At 49.9% G+C, this 12,763-nt stretch carries 14 protein-coding genes; 9 read left to right on the plus strand and 5 right to left on the minus strand.

Annotated elements, in window-relative coordinates:
* The coding region (locus tag LKK83_RS25515; RefSeq protein ID WP_324634263.1) for a S8 family serine peptidase at positions 1 to 2,594 on the plus strand (2,594 nt) is incomplete at its 5' end.
* 302 nt (positions 2,595 to 2,896) lie between these two features.
* Here LKK83_RS25515 and LKK83_RS25520 read toward each other — a convergent pair.
* The 3 genes from LKK83_RS25520 to LKK83_RS25530 form a co-directional block, all read right to left on the minus strand.
* Positions 2,897 to 3,106 (minus strand): hypothetical protein, encoded by a 210-nt coding sequence (locus LKK83_RS25520; protein WP_324634264.1) that lies wholly within the window; start codon positions 3,104 to 3,106, stop codon positions 2,897 to 2,899.
* Between the two features lie 288 nt (positions 3,107 to 3,394).
* Positions 3,395 to 3,553, minus strand: a complete 159-nt coding sequence (locus LKK83_RS25525; RefSeq protein ID WP_324634266.1) for a YqaE/Pmp3 family membrane protein — start codon at positions 3,551 to 3,553, stop codon at positions 3,395 to 3,397.
* Between the two features lie 169 nt (positions 3,554 to 3,722).
* The gene (locus LKK83_RS25530; RefSeq protein ID WP_324634267.1) at positions 3,723 to 3,971 is read right to left on the minus strand and encodes a hypothetical protein; all 249 of its coding nucleotides are present in this window, start codon (positions 3,969 to 3,971) and stop codon (positions 3,723 to 3,725) included.
* Positions 3,972 to 4,018: 47 nt separating this feature from the next.
* Between LKK83_RS25530 and LKK83_RS25535 the strand changes: the two genes are divergently transcribed.
* The 3 genes from LKK83_RS25535 to LKK83_RS25545 all read left to right on the plus strand — a co-directional run bounded on the left by LKK83_RS25535 (position 4,019) and on the right by LKK83_RS25545 (position 6,342).
* On the plus strand, positions 4,019 to 4,318 hold the full coding sequence (locus tag LKK83_RS25535) for a hypothetical protein (RefSeq protein ID WP_324634269.1): 300 nt from the start codon (positions 4,019 to 4,021) through the stop codon (positions 4,316 to 4,318).
* On the plus strand, positions 4,305 to 4,640 hold the full coding sequence (locus LKK83_RS25540) for a HepT-like ribonuclease domain-containing protein (RefSeq protein WP_324634271.1): 336 nt from the start codon (positions 4,305 to 4,307) through the stop codon (positions 4,638 to 4,640). The genes LKK83_RS25535 and LKK83_RS25540 overlap by 14 nt, the downstream gene beginning before the upstream one ends.
* 559 nt (positions 4,641 to 5,199) lie before the next feature.
* Positions 5,200 to 6,342 carry a methyl-accepting chemotaxis protein gene (locus tag LKK83_RS25545; RefSeq protein WP_324634272.1) on the plus strand — a complete coding sequence of 381 codons (1,143 nt, stop codon included), beginning with the start codon at positions 5,200 to 5,202 and terminating at the stop codon, positions 6,340 to 6,342.
* A gap of 47 nt (positions 6,343 to 6,389) precedes the next feature.
* On the opposite strand, the gene LKK83_RS25550 is transcribed toward LKK83_RS25545, so the two are convergent.
* Positions 6,390 to 6,737, minus strand: a complete 348-nt coding sequence (locus LKK83_RS25550) for a translation initiation factor (protein WP_324634273.1) — start codon at positions 6,735 to 6,737, stop codon at positions 6,390 to 6,392.
* Between the two features lie 146 nt (positions 6,738 to 6,883).
* On the opposite strand from LKK83_RS25550, the gene trpB reads away from it, so the two are divergent.
* The 3 genes from trpB to LKK83_RS25565 all read left to right on the plus strand — a co-directional run bounded on the left by trpB (position 6,884) and on the right by LKK83_RS25565 (position 9,624).
* Positions 6,884 to 8,128: a tryptophan synthase subunit beta gene (gene trpB / locus LKK83_RS25555; RefSeq protein WP_324634274.1), complete on the plus strand. Its 1,245-nt coding sequence runs from the start codon at positions 6,884 to 6,886 to the stop codon at positions 8,126 to 8,128.
* Positions 8,121 to 8,780, plus strand: coding sequence for a CAP domain-containing protein (locus tag LKK83_RS25560; RefSeq protein ID WP_324634275.1), 660 nt, complete (start codon positions 8,121 to 8,123; stop codon positions 8,778 to 8,780). Before trpB ends, LKK83_RS25560 begins: the two co-directional genes overlap by 8 nt.
* A 214-nt stretch (positions 8,781 to 8,994) precedes the next feature.
* The gene (locus tag LKK83_RS25565; protein WP_324634279.1) at positions 8,995 to 9,624 is read left to right on the plus strand and encodes a ribonuclease H-like domain-containing protein; all 630 of its coding nucleotides are present in this window, start codon (positions 8,995 to 8,997) and stop codon (positions 9,622 to 9,624) included.
* Between the two features lie 91 nt (positions 9,625 to 9,715).
* On the opposite strand, the gene LKK83_RS25570 is transcribed toward LKK83_RS25565, so the two are convergent.
* On the minus strand, positions 9,716 to 10,498 hold the full coding sequence (locus tag LKK83_RS25570; protein WP_324634276.1) for an RNA polymerase sigma factor SigF: 783 nt from the start codon (positions 10,496 to 10,498) through the stop codon (positions 9,716 to 9,718).
* Positions 10,499 to 11,188: 690 nt separating this feature from the next.
* Here LKK83_RS25570 and prfB point away from each other — a divergent pair.
* A protein-coding gene (gene prfB / locus LKK83_RS25575; RefSeq protein WP_324634277.1) for a peptide chain release factor 2 occupies positions 11,189 to 12,311 on the plus strand; the annotation gives its coding sequence in 2 pieces (ribosomal slippage) (positions 11,189 to 11,260 and positions 11,262 to 12,311; 1,122 coding nt in all).
* A 135-nt stretch (positions 12,312 to 12,446) separates the two neighbouring features.
* Complete coding sequence (locus LKK83_RS25580; protein WP_324634278.1) at positions 12,447 to 12,662, plus strand: DUF3285 domain-containing protein; 216 nt, start codon at positions 12,447 to 12,449, stop codon at positions 12,660 to 12,662.
* Positions 12,663 to 12,763 lie beyond the last annotated feature (101 nt).

A 12,763-nucleotide genomic window follows, 5' to 3' on the forward strand; every position in this document is an offset into this window, starting at 1 on the left:
GCGATACCAACTATCGACTCAGTACCTCCGGTCAAATCGTCGATACTGCCGGAAACACCATGTCATCGGCGCGGTATATTACTCTAGGTCAAACGATTGCTGAACGAGTCAGCAGCAGCGACCAATACGATTACTATCGGTTTAGCGTCAACGGGCCGACCCGAGTCAACCTGAGCATCTCCGGCATGAGTGCCGATGCCGACTTGTTCTTACTGAGTTCCAGTGGTAGCACCGTTGCCAGTTCCACCAATGGCAGCAACAATACCGATTCAGTCGCCGTGAATGTAAACACCGGCACTTACTACATCCGCGTCAAACGCTATAGTGGCGACACGAGCTATACACTGAGGACTTCCGGTCAATCTTTGAATCGAATTCCTGTTGTTAGTGGTTCAAATCAAACCTGGAATATCGGTTACTACATTTATCCCACCTTCAACGTCAGCGATCCAGACGGAGATGCGATCGTGCGTTACCGCTTCCAAGATCTCAATAGCGCTTACAACAGTGGCTATTTCGTCCTCTGGCAGAATGGCCGTTGGGTACGTCAACCCTCCACCTTTGAGATTACTGCCAGCCAACGCAGTTACCTCCGCTTTGTCAGTGGCAGCGTTCCCGGCGATAACCGCATTTCCGTCCAGGCGTATGATGGTCGCGCCTGGAGCAATCCAGCCTACATGACCATGACCGCCGATACCGCAGGTAACAGCATCAACAATGCCCGCAATCTCACCCTGGGTCAATCTCTCACGGAATACGTCAGCCAGTATGACGGGGATGATTACTATCGGTTCACTGTGAATACTCGCAGTCGGGTCAATTTGAGTATTTCTGGCATGAGTGCCGATGCCGATCTGCGCTTGCTCAATGCCAACGGCAGCACCATTGCCAGTTCCGTCAATGGCGGTAACAACAGTGATTCTGTCAGTCAATATCTAGATCCCGGCACCTACTACGTCCGCGTTAACCGCTTCGCTGGCAGCACTGGATATAACCTCAATACCTCAGTGCAAGCAGTTTCCACAGGGCCGAGCTTTACCGCTTTCTCTGCCGTAGATGCTTCTGGGGATGGCACCAGCAATACGGTCTTCCAACGGGGCGCATTACGGTTGAACTGGGCTACCAACGTTACCCCCACCAGCGTGCGGGTATTCGCTCGCAATCAAGCAACGGGTGCTGTCACCGAACTTTCTATCCTCAATCGAGATGGGGTTCGTCTGGCAAATCTGAACAACCAAAATTTATCCGCCGGAAACTACAGCATCTACGCCGAAGCGCGAGATGCCAGCGGCAATGTCGGACGCTCCAGCAACGTTCAGATGCGAGTGCTGGCATTTAATCCCAACAATGCCAACAGTCTCAAGATTGGAGACTTCCGCAATGGCTCCCATACCTTCTCTGGCATGACCCAAGGGTCGGTCTTCATTGGCGCAGGTGGGACTGATACCCTCAACCTCTCCGGTATCCGCAGCAGTGACGTGACCTTCAATGCCAATAACCGTGCCGTATTTGGTGGCACCACGTTTGATTGGTTGCGCGTCAACAGTACGGGTCAAGAGATTTACTTCCAAGGGTATGAGCGAGTGCAATTCTCCAATGGCACCGTCAATCTCGGCGTCACGCCTAACGACCCCTTATTCTCGCAACAGTGGAATCTGCGGATGATGGACGTTCCTGGTGCGTGGCGATTTACAACGGGTTCGAGCAATGTTCTGCTGGGTATAGCGGATACGGGGTTGAACCTCAATAGTTATAATCGACCGACCCACTCTGACCTGAATAGTGGACGATCCATTATTGATAGTTCTGACCAAGACGCTTTAGCCGGTCGTCGTGGTTGGGGACATGGAACTGCGGTTCAAAGTGTTGCTGCTGCTGATACGAATGATGGATATGGCATGGCTGGAATTAACTGGTCTAGCCCAGTGTATGTCTCGAATGTCTTTGGCTCTCGTTCATTTAATGCAGCGGCTCAAGAGCAGATCGAATATGCCCGAGCCAGGGGTCAGCGACTGGTTTACAACTTGAGTGCTGAATATATTAGCAACTACTATAATGCTGCACTGGCTAATCTCATGCAGCAGAATGCAGATACGGCACTGTTTGTGATTGCTTCTGGTAACAGTCAAAACCGACCGACTAATGTTGTCTCTTGGCCTGCTAACTTTGCTGGACAGTATGGTAATGTCATGGCAGTGGGTGCTGTGGGTGACAGTAATGGTAACAGCGCCACCCGCCACCCTTACTCGCAGTACGGTTCAGAACTGACTGCAGTTGCACCTTCGGGCATTTTGACGGCTAACATCAATGGCCGTCACGAGAATACCTGGGGAACTTCATTTGCTAGTCCCAGCATGGCAGGCGCTGCCTCTCTTGTCTGGAGTGTCAATACTGGTTTGAGTGCAGGAGATGTGCGAAATATCCTCACCAGCACGGCAAACCGAGTATGGCGCACTTGGGGGGGTTCTAATACGGGCAATCAGTACGGTGCGGGATTGGTTGATGCTGAAGCGGCAGTGCGTCGCGCTGATGCGCTTAACCGCAACCGCACTGTGGCAAATCTCTTCAATCATGGCGGTTTGTTTTTCAGCTAATGGGTTATCAAGGGATTAACTTTTAGTCCCACAAAAGGCGATCGCTCTTTCATTTCCCGATAGAGCGATCGCCTCTCCAAGTACAGTTAATAGAGTGGGCACAGCTTCTAGATATGAGTTGCTCCTAGCAAACAGCCCAGTGGCTTTCTCTGCCCACCTGCCTACTTTTGGGGGAAAATCGACGCGATCGCCCACTCCTTGAATAAGGTCATCATCCAGTGGATTAATCGGAATAATTCCCGAATCTCAAAACAATTGTACCCCCGTCGGTACAGGCTCTTTACCAGAGTTACTTTCCACTGTTACCTCTCTTGAGGTTGTTGGTGGGTGGATTGGGTTTTTAGGTGCGCGATCGCCATCGCGGCGAAGGAATTGGAACTCGCTTCTAACTCCGGAGATCGCTGTTCGTAGTCGAGCAGTTTCACATTGGAAAACTCTAGCAACACTCGGGTTACCAAAATTTCATAACAATATTCCGTGAAACGCCAATCCGGGCGCTCCTCCCCTAACAAGGCTAAACTGACTACTTGGTTTCAAGAATTTCTGGGAAAAAAGCCGATCGCAGGTTTGAAGTACACCGCTATTGCTGCTTTCCACGGACTATACTACTCTGCTTTTTTCTTTTTTATTTTCGCTTGATTTTGATTAAAAAGTTATTTATTTTAAAATTTTTAATTTTTACTTAAACCATTTTTTGGTCTTTTTCAACGTCATAAAAACCTAAAAAATGAGGTTTTCTAACAAAAATATTGTAGGATGGGCACTGCCACCCTACTCTTGATTACATTACCAAATAGCGTCTATTTTTTGGCGATAATCCATACGGCATGAACGATACCGGGGATGTAACCCAATACCGTTAACAAAATATTAATCCAAAAATCTACGCCGATTCCGACTTGCAAGAAAACGCCTAGGGGGGGCAAAAAAATCGCGCAAAGAATTCGAACTAAATCCATAAGAAACTCCCTCATTATCAAAAAAAGTGGGTTGGGGTCGAACAGTGGGGCGCGAGATAAGGTATTGCGTCTTGATGCTTGACCCTATTACTATCTTAACGATTCCTTTGGTAAAGAAATCCGTACTCCTACAGATAAGGAGGGTAGGAAGTCAGGATTGAGGTGGGTGCTAAATGTTGCTATATTCGGCGTCGGTGGGGGAGAGAAACCCGTACTGGAATCGGATTTGGGTAATTTTTTCAAAAGGAGAGATGCAAACCACGCTTTGCTTGCGCCAGGGGTATGGGGGGCGATCGCCGATTCCAACCCCGATCGCAACAGAGGGCGTGGGGATCCTCTCCTGTCGCTTCGCCGATCGCGCCCTCTGTTGCGGAAATGGCAATTCTCCCCAGTTCACCTCGATCCAGAGCCGATGCAAATAGTGGTACCCTAGATGAGGGAGCTGACTCGACGAGTGTCAAGAGGATGGAAACTTCTACAAAACCCCACGGTGACTTCGCCGATCTGGCAAAAGTCGCCGATTTTGCTAGCTTCATACCCCGCAGCGATCGCCAAAATGCTCTAAGGGCGATCGCAATTCGCCTATTTTTTACCTTAGACTCGCATCCTTGTGCCGTGACTTCAGTTCCGAATCCATCGGATCGAAGCAATCTTTTTCCCACAGAAACACAGATGGTTCGCCAAAGCGCAGATGGAGTCAATCTAAAACCCTTACGCCCTCAAGCTGTCCCAACTTTAGCTGAGGTGATTTATGCCACCGCGTGACTTGCAATACCTGCTGGATATTTTAATATCGGCTAAACTTGCTTTGAGCTATGTCTCCAGAAGTAGCTGGTCAGATTTTCTGGCGAATATTCAATTGCAAGATTCGGTGGTTCGCCGACTCGAAATTATTGGCGAAGCCGAACGTCGTCTTTCTGAAAAAACGCGGATTTCTTTATCTCGAATCCCTTTTATTATGATGCGAAATCGCATTATCCAAGAATATGACAAAATTGTATTAGAAGTGGTTTGGGAAACGATTCATAACGATTTGCCACCCTTAGTAGAAGCCCTGGAAAAAATTGTCCCCGAGGAACCAGAGTAATCCGATCGCCACTCCATTCTTCGCTCAAACGCCTCCCGCCAATCCCGACAAATCCATCCTCAACTGAGCCGAAATCGGCTTGATGGCGTTGGACTTTCCCCTCCTAAAACCCATCCTCCACCTCCATCAATCCCACTCCACGATTTCCCCGCCATCCGAACCCCAAAGCGTATTCTGCTCATTTCTAATTGGCAATTGGCAATGGATGAGGGAACAATTTCATTACCGTAAGCGCTTGTTCCGGGCTACAATTAAATTCAGGCTTTCAAGTATGGATCCATTGGTGGGGTTTCTTTCTGGAATTGGGTGCAGAGATAAGGTAGGGATCCCGAAAAATTGGAGCGATCGCGATCGAAGCGTAGGTTAGGGATGCCCCTATTGGAGATCGCGCCTATCCCCACTGAGATAAAATAGCATCCAGACCATTATTTACCCACCAGAAAATTTTATTATAAAAGCCAAATCAGGGTAACATTAAATTTGATGATAACTCTAAAAAAACCAAATACTTTCTGGCAACCCAAACCAAAGGAAATTCAAACCAAAGGAGACACCACTGATGAAGTATGTCAAAAAACTGGGGGCTTATATTTGGCTTGTTTGTAGCCTACCAACTTTTGGATTTATTGCCATGACAAGCGTGGCCTGGTTTAATGGAAATCGAGCCTACGATTCCTGGAGAACGGTAAAGCAGATAGAGGAACAAATCGAAGAAACTGGGGAAAGCGCATTAAGTATTTCAGAGCGGCAATTGCTAGAGAGAGAAAGCGCCAACCTAGAGAATGCATTACTATGGGTGCGCTTAACCCTGCTAATCGGGGGATTAATCGAACTGGGATTGGTGTTAAATTGCGTTTTTTCTATTGTCTCGGGTGTTAGCCGGCGGATAGAGGAATTTGCCCAAGAAATTACCCGTTCATCCACCGATATTGCCACTACAATGGTTCAGCAAGAACGCATTGCCAACGAGCAAGCGGCATCGGTGAATCAAACCACGACGACGATGGATGAATTAGGCGCATCATCGCGACAATCTGCCGAACAAGCCGAAGCTGCAGCTGCAGATGCTCGCAATGCCTTAAGCTTAACCGAGGGAGGGAGCAAAGCGGTAGAGCGCACCTTAAATGATATGTCCGCGCTCAAAGAAAAAGTCGGAGAAATTGCCCAACAGATTTTACGTTTAAGCGAACAAACTTCTCAAATCCGCAACATTTCTGGATTGGTTAGCGATTTAGCCACCCAAACCAACATGTTGGCACTCAACGCCGCCGTGGAAGCAGTGCGGGCGGGGGAACATGGAAAAGGATTTGCCGTAGTGGCGAGTGAAATTCGCAAACTTGCCGATCAAAGTCAGAAATCCACGGAAAAAATTAATGCTTTAGTTTCGGATATTCAAACAGCGATTAATTCTACCGTAATGGTTACCGATGAAGGAACCAAAACTGTAGATGCCAGTTTAAACGTTGCGAAAGAAACGGCACAAGCCTTTCAAGGAGTGACCGAAGCGATCGACAATATTACCGTAAGTACGCAACAAATTTCCCTGAGTGCCAAACAGCAAGCCGTTGCCATTCAACAAGTAGTGGATGCAATGAATTCCCTCAATCAAGTGGCCAATCAAACTGCCCAAGGGATTACGCAAGTTAAAGTGGGTACAGAGCGACTCAACGATGTGGCGCAGGATTTGCAGCAAATTGTTTAAAAAATAGGCCGATCGCATCGGTGTAAACTCGTCCAAGATCATCCCACTTAGCCGCCACTAATTTTGGCTTTATAACCCTCTTTGGCGAGAATTTCGACAATTTTTTGCTTGTGGTCGCCTTGAATTTCAATCGTATCTGCTTTCGCAGTACCGCCAGTGCCGCACTGACTTTTTAAGCGCTTTGCCAGGGCACTGAGAGTTTCCGGTTTAGCTTGAAACCCGCTAATCACCGTCACCGTTTTGCCTTTGCGTCCTTTGCGAGAGGCTTGGACGCGGAGATTGTGCTCCGAGGGAGGGAGTTCCGGAACCGGACGTTCCGTTGCCCGATTAGTTTGAGAACCAAACTCTTGATATGCGATGCGATCGCCACTGGATTTCTTTTTAGAAGATGCCATAAACGCGAAAAATAACGATAGAACTTTGGTTTCAGGGTAGCGCGACGCGCCCCCAGGCATCGGTCGGTTCCAGCCCTATCTTAAAACCGACTTACGGCGAACAGTCCTTATAATAGAAAGTTGTTTAATTGATTATCCTTTGCCCCGTGACCACAACACCAAGACCCACAACTTCCGGAACCCCCACTCCAAACCCCGATCCTCTGGGACGCTTCGGGCGCTTCGGCGGCAAATACGTGCCCGAAACCCTGATGCCCGCCTTAGCCGAGCTTGAAACCGCCTATCAGCAATACCGCCAGGATTCCGAATTCCAAGCCGAACTCAACCTGTTGCTGCGCGAATACGTGGGACGGATCACCCCGCTTTATTTTGCCGAACGCCTGACCCAACATTACGCCAGACCCGACGGTAGCGGGCCGCAAATTTATCTCAAACGCGAAGACCTCAACCACACCGGGGCGCATAAAATCAATAATGCGATCGGACAAGCACTCCTTGCCAGACGGATGGGCAAACAGCGCATCATTGCCGAAACTGGTGCGGGTCAGCATGGGGTCGCCACCGCCACAGTTTGCGCCCGGTTTGGCTTAGAATGCGTCATTTATATGGGCGTCCAAGACATGGAACGGCAAGCCCTCAACGTCTTTAGAATGCGCCTGATGGGGGCCGAAGTGCGTCCCGTTTCTGCCGGCACCGGTACCCTAAAAGATGCCACCTCAGAAGCGATTCGCGATTGGGTGACGAACGTAGAGACCACCCATTACATCCTCGGTTCCGTAGCCGGCCCGCACCCTTATCCGACGATCGTGCGTGACTTCCAAGCGATTATCGGGCGGGAAACGCGCCAGCAATGCGAAGAAAAATGGAGCGGAGTGCCGGATATTCTGCTGGCCTGCGTTGGTGGTGGATCCAACGCGATCGGACTTTTTTATGAATTTCTCCGCGATGCGAACGTGCGTCTGATTGGGGTAGAAGCAGCCGGAGAAGGGGTAGAGTCCAAGAAACACGCGGCGACCTTAACCCGGGGCGAAGTGGGCGTTTTGCATGGCGCGATGAGCTATTTGCTGCAAGATGAAGAAGGTCAGGTGCTCGAGGCGCACTCAATTAGTGCGGGGTTAGATTATCCGGGAGTCGGACCGGAACATAGTTATTTGAAAGACAGCCAACGGGCGGAATATTACAGCGTCACGGATGCGGAAGCGTTAGGGGCGTTTGAGCGGTTGTCGAAATTAGAAGGAATTATTCCGGCATTGGAAACGGCCCATGCGATCGCTTATCTCGAAACCCTTTGTCCGCAACTCGAGGGCAGCCCGCGCATTGTGATTAATTGCTCTGGACGTGGAGACAAAGACGTGCAAGCTGTGGCGAAATACCTGCAACCCGATGGATAAGGTTGACGCGCAACTGCCGCGATCGCCGGAAAACCCCCACTTGCCAGGGCAGTGGCGGTGTGAAACCCCTGATGCTGGGTGGGTAGGCATCCCCTCGCCGATCGCCGGGAAGGGGGGGTGGTTCCGATGGTGGCCGATCGCGGCGATCGCCTTTACCCTGGCAAGCTGTAGGTTCACCCTTCCACCCCCCTCTCCTCCCGTGAGTCCTTCTCCTTCACCGAATAATTTGTCACTGCAAACTTCCTCTAATTCCACCAGCGAATATCGGGAATTGGAGCGCACCGTTTTCCAGCTTGTGAACGAGTATCGTGAATCTCAAAACCTGCCGCCGTTGCAACTCGAGGAACCGATTAGCCAAGTGGCGAGGCAGCACTCTCGGTCGATGGCAACTGGAGAAGTTTCGTTTAGTCATGGGGGATTTGACCGGAGAATTGAAGCGATCGCCGAGTCGATTTCCTATCGAGGAGCGGCGGAAAATATCGCCTACAATCAAGGGTATAATAATCCCGCTCAACAAGCGGTTGAAGGGTGGATAAATAGTCCCGGGCATCGCAAAAATATGCTGGGCAATTATGACCTCACCGGGGTGGGAATTGCCAAAAACGCCGAAGGGGAATATTATTACACTCAAATTTTCATCAAGACGCGGTAATTGCACTGCGATCGCCAATTGGGGTGGGGCAACGCTTGTCCCACCCCAATTGGGTGGGGGTATTTTGCACGAAAGCTTGACAGGTGTGCAGTTTTCCGGGATGCTAAAGAGCGAAATCTCCGGCGAGGAAGTGCGCCAAGCGGGAGAAGGCGGGAATAGCAAGTTTCTCGCGCGCAAAATTGCGGGGGAGAGCAGGAGGAGGAAAGCTAAAGCGATGGGATTGACAGATTTTCAAGTATGCGATCGCGATTTGACGGAAGAACAGTTAGCGGAGTATTTATATGCAGGGGCGATCGCGGTGGATACGGAAACGATGGGACTGTTGCCCCAGCGCGATCGACTTTGTTTGGTGCAACTTTGCGACCCTTCATCGCGCGTCACCGTGGTTCGCATTCCCAGAGGACAAACAGAAGCCCCCAATTTAAAGCAGCTTCTGGAACATTCCAACATCGTCAAAGTATTTCACTTTGCTCGCTTTGACATGGCGACTCTGCGCTATCATCTGGCGATCGAAGTCCAACCCGTTTTCTGCACCAAGATTGCCAGCAAACTCGCGCGCACCTACAGTCCTCGTCACGGTCTCAAAGAGGTGGTGCAAGAACTGGAAAACGTAGAACTGGACAAAAAAGCCCAGAGTTCCGACTGGGGAAATCCGGACAATCTCTCGCAAGAGCAATTGAGTTACGCCGCCAACGATGTTCGTTACTTGCTGCCCGTACAACAAAAATTAATGGGAATGCTCAAACGCGAAGAACGGTGGGCACTCGCCCAAGAGTGTTTTCAATGTTTGCCCACCTTCGTTGCTTTAGATTTACTGCAATATAAGGATGTGTTCGAGCATTAAGTGGAGTGGCAAAGAGAAAGTGGAGGGTTGGTTTACCCCCCACTTTCCTCGCGGTTGAATGCTGCATTTATTCCATGCCTGCAGTATTTTTCTAGGACTCGGTTTGAGTTACGGATCCTTGCAACGCACCGACCATTTGCTCCAAACCGCGTTTAATCCAGCGCGTCACGGTCATCGGACTGACACCAATTTGTTCCGCCACCACCTTGCGCGGAATATTTTGGAAAAACACCGATTCGATCGCGGTTCTGGTTTTTTCTTCCAGTTGGTTGAGCGCTTCTTGCAGTTGTTGTCGTTCTTCTTCCAGGCGCTGTAGGGATTGGTAGTGACTATCCACCAATGTCTCGCCCAAGGTGACTGGGGTATCCACGTGCTGAGACACCAAGGCATCCAAACTCAGGGGGTTGCGATTTTGACCCGCCAACTTGCTTTCGCGCCACTCTTCCAGAGAAATATTTAACTCGGCGGCAATTTCTGCCTCTTTCGGGGGGCGTCCCAGGGACTCGGTTAGGGCTTCGCGAACTTTTTCCCCTCGGGATTGCAGTTCTCGCCAGCGACGCGGAATCTTCACGGAAGATGCTTTATCGCGTAAAAAGTGCAGCATTTCGCCGCGAATGTAGGGCACCGCAAAGGAACTAAAGGCACAGCCTTGGGTGGGGTCGAACCGTTCGATCGCCCGAATTAAGCCCAAGTAACCGATTTGTTCGAGGTCTTCATACGGCTCTGCACATTGATGACTGACGCGATGGGCGATTTTTCGCACCAAACCAGCATTCAACCGCACGAGCTGATTGCGAATTTCTAGGGAGGGATTTTGGTGGTACGAAACTAACAGTTCCATCCCTCTATAGCGCAGAGAGGATTGAGTTGCCATTCTAGTAAATCCTCAATAAGGACATCCCCGTGATGTTTGGGGAGATAAGTCAGAGACTTTTGTAAAAGCTACTGATAAAGATTAGTTAATTTTGTCCTTATTCTGTCCTAAGATAGATGCAACTTACTAGGGGCGTTTTACGGAACTCCTGCCCTAGGATCCCCGAAATTTCCGTAAAAATACTGAGGTTTTTTCTGGCTTTTTGCGATCGCCTTTCCGGTTTGTTAAGAAAGCTTGCTGAAGAATGAGAGTCATAGTACGCTTAAATCCTCTGTTGGCGGGTAATGGAGCGATTTTCTGGCGAGTCACCTCAATCGGCGCTTTTGTGACCATTTGCCGGCATTTAGCAACAATTCTCAACTCAATTCCGTCTGCGAAACTCTTCCCAAGGGCGGAGGGTACTGCAAGGACTTGCCACGCATGCGCGATCGGGTTCGGAAAGCTTCCCCAAAAAACCGGATCCCAATTCTTCCCTCATTCTTTACAATTAATCGTGGAGTAATTAGCCCCAATACTCCAGATCGATTTTTCATGCGGGTTAGGGATGCAAGAAATGATGCGCCATCCGGGCCTTTCGCCGAGACGCCCTATAAGGTCAACGAAGGGGTTTGAGTTCCCGCATCGCGTTCCTAGCCGCAGTATTGTAGAAGATCGATGGAGTCCACTCTGGTCTAACTCAATTAACTCAATATGGAAGTCCTAGACATCAAACGCGAAGTCGAACAGTTGTCCGATCGCCTGGGTAAAACCCAGGACTATCTTTGACATTCCGGTTCTCAATGCCAAAATCCATGACTTAGAGCAGCTTGCGGCTCAACCTGAGTTTTGGGATGACCCCAATCAGGCGTCTGAGATCCTGCAAGAACTCAACGAACTCAAGTCCCACAAGGAGCAGTATCATCAGTGGAAAAATAGCCTCGAAGATACCAAGGCAATTTTGGAACTGCTCGAACTTCAACCAGACGAGGCGCTGCTGCAAGAAGCGCAAACGAATATTACCCGCCTCGATCGCGAACTCGAACGCTGGGAGTTGCAACAGTTGCTTTCTGGCCCTTACGACAAAAACGGGGCGGTATTGACGATTAATGCTGGCGCAGGTGGCACGGATGCCCAAGATTGGGCGGAAATGCTGCTGCGAATGTACACTCGTTGGGGGGAGAGTCACGGTTACAAGGTTTTGTGCAGCGAACTGTCCCCAGGAGATGAAGCCGGAATTAAATCGGCTACCTTGGAGATCGAGGGTCGCTATGCTTACGGCTCTTTGAAAGCGGAAAAAGGCACCCACCGCTTGGTGCGAATTTCTCCGTTTAATGCCAATGGCAAGCGCCAAACTAGCTTTGCTGGGGTGGAAGTGATGCCGATTCTCAATGAGTCGGTGGATCTCGACATTCCGGAAAAGGATTTGGAGATTACCACGTCTCGTTCTGGCGGTAAGGGCGGGCAAAATGTCAACAAGGTGGAAACTGCAGTGCGTGCGGTTCACATCCCCACTGGCATCGCGGTTCGCTGTACCCAGGAGCGATCGCAATTGCAAAATAAGGAAAAAGCCCTTGCTTTGCTGAAAGCAAAGTTGCTGGTGATTGCTGAAGAGCAACGCGCCGCCGAAATTGCCGAAATTCGAGGCGATATGGTGGAAGCCGCCTGGGGCAACCAAATCCGCAATTATGTGTTTCATCCTTACCAAATGGTCAAGGATTTACGCACCAATGTGGAAACCACCAACATCTCTGATGTGATGAACGGCAACCTCGACCCATTCATCGAAGCCTATCTACGTCAGGAAACGCAGCTAGGCGAGGTCTCTAGCGCTTAATTGAGCCTCCAGAACCTACAGAAAATTGAGAATTGTGCAGTTGAAGGCTCAATTCTCAATTTTTTCTTCTCTCAACCATTTTGTGAACTTATTGTTACAATTCCCTAGAAGCCTTTCGCGTTATCATCAATCCTTATGACTCATCCATCCACTCCCGACACCCTCTCTGACACCCCCCAACCTGACCAGGCGATCGCCGCCCCTGCGGAAGAATCGCAGCCCAAAGATAGTTATGTCAAATTGGCAATGCGTAATATGGTACGCAAGCGAGGCACCTCAGTGAAGCATTTTCTGTTGAGTGTAGTAGGGCTATTGGCGGTGCTGATCGGGCTTTCGTACTTAACGCGCTAGAGGTAATCAGCGGGCGAAGGAAGCAGGTCAGGGACTCCGTAGAAACCAACCCCATGTCTAAAGCCAGGGGCTTGTACTTCTAACCACCTGACCAGCCTAAA

This window comes from Phormidium sp. CCY1219 (assembly GCF_035615515.1).
Classification (GTDB): Bacteria; Cyanobacteriota; Cyanobacteriia; order Cyanobacteriales; family Laspinemataceae; genus CCY1219.

Bases quoted from the DNA above. Each gene is read 5' to 3' on its own strand.
- LKK83_RS25550 (WP_324634273.1), bottom strand. From the start codon at position 6,737: ATGGCATCTTCTAAAAAGAAATCCAGTGGCGATCGCATCGCATATCAA.
- LKK83_RS25560 (WP_324634275.1), top strand. From the start codon at position 8,121: ATGGATAAGGTTGACGCGCAACTGCCGCGATCGCCGGAAAACCCCCAC.
- LKK83_RS25580 (WP_324634278.1), top strand. From the start codon at position 12,447: ATGACTCATCCATCCACTCCCGACACCCTCTCTGACACCCCCCAACCT.
- LKK83_RS25535 (WP_324634269.1), top strand. From the start codon at position 4,019: ATGGAAACTTCTACAAAACCCCACGGTGACTTCGCCGATCTGGCAAAA.
- LKK83_RS25565 (WP_324634279.1), top strand. From the start codon at position 8,995: ATGGGATTGACAGATTTTCAAGTATGCGATCGCGATTTGACGGAAGAA.
- LKK83_RS25525 (WP_324634266.1), bottom strand. From the start codon at position 3,553: ATGGATTTAGTTCGAATTCTTTGCGCGATTTTTTTGCCCCCCCTAGGC.
- LKK83_RS25540 (WP_324634271.1), top strand. From the start codon at position 4,305: ATGCCACCGCGTGACTTGCAATACCTGCTGGATATTTTAATATCGGCT.
- LKK83_RS25545 (WP_324634272.1), top strand. From the start codon at position 5,200: ATGAAGTATGTCAAAAAACTGGGGGCTTATATTTGGCTTGTTTGTAGC.
- LKK83_RS25570 (WP_324634276.1), bottom strand. From the start codon at position 10,498: ATGGCAACTCAATCCTCTCTGCGCTATAGAGGGATGGAACTGTTAGTT.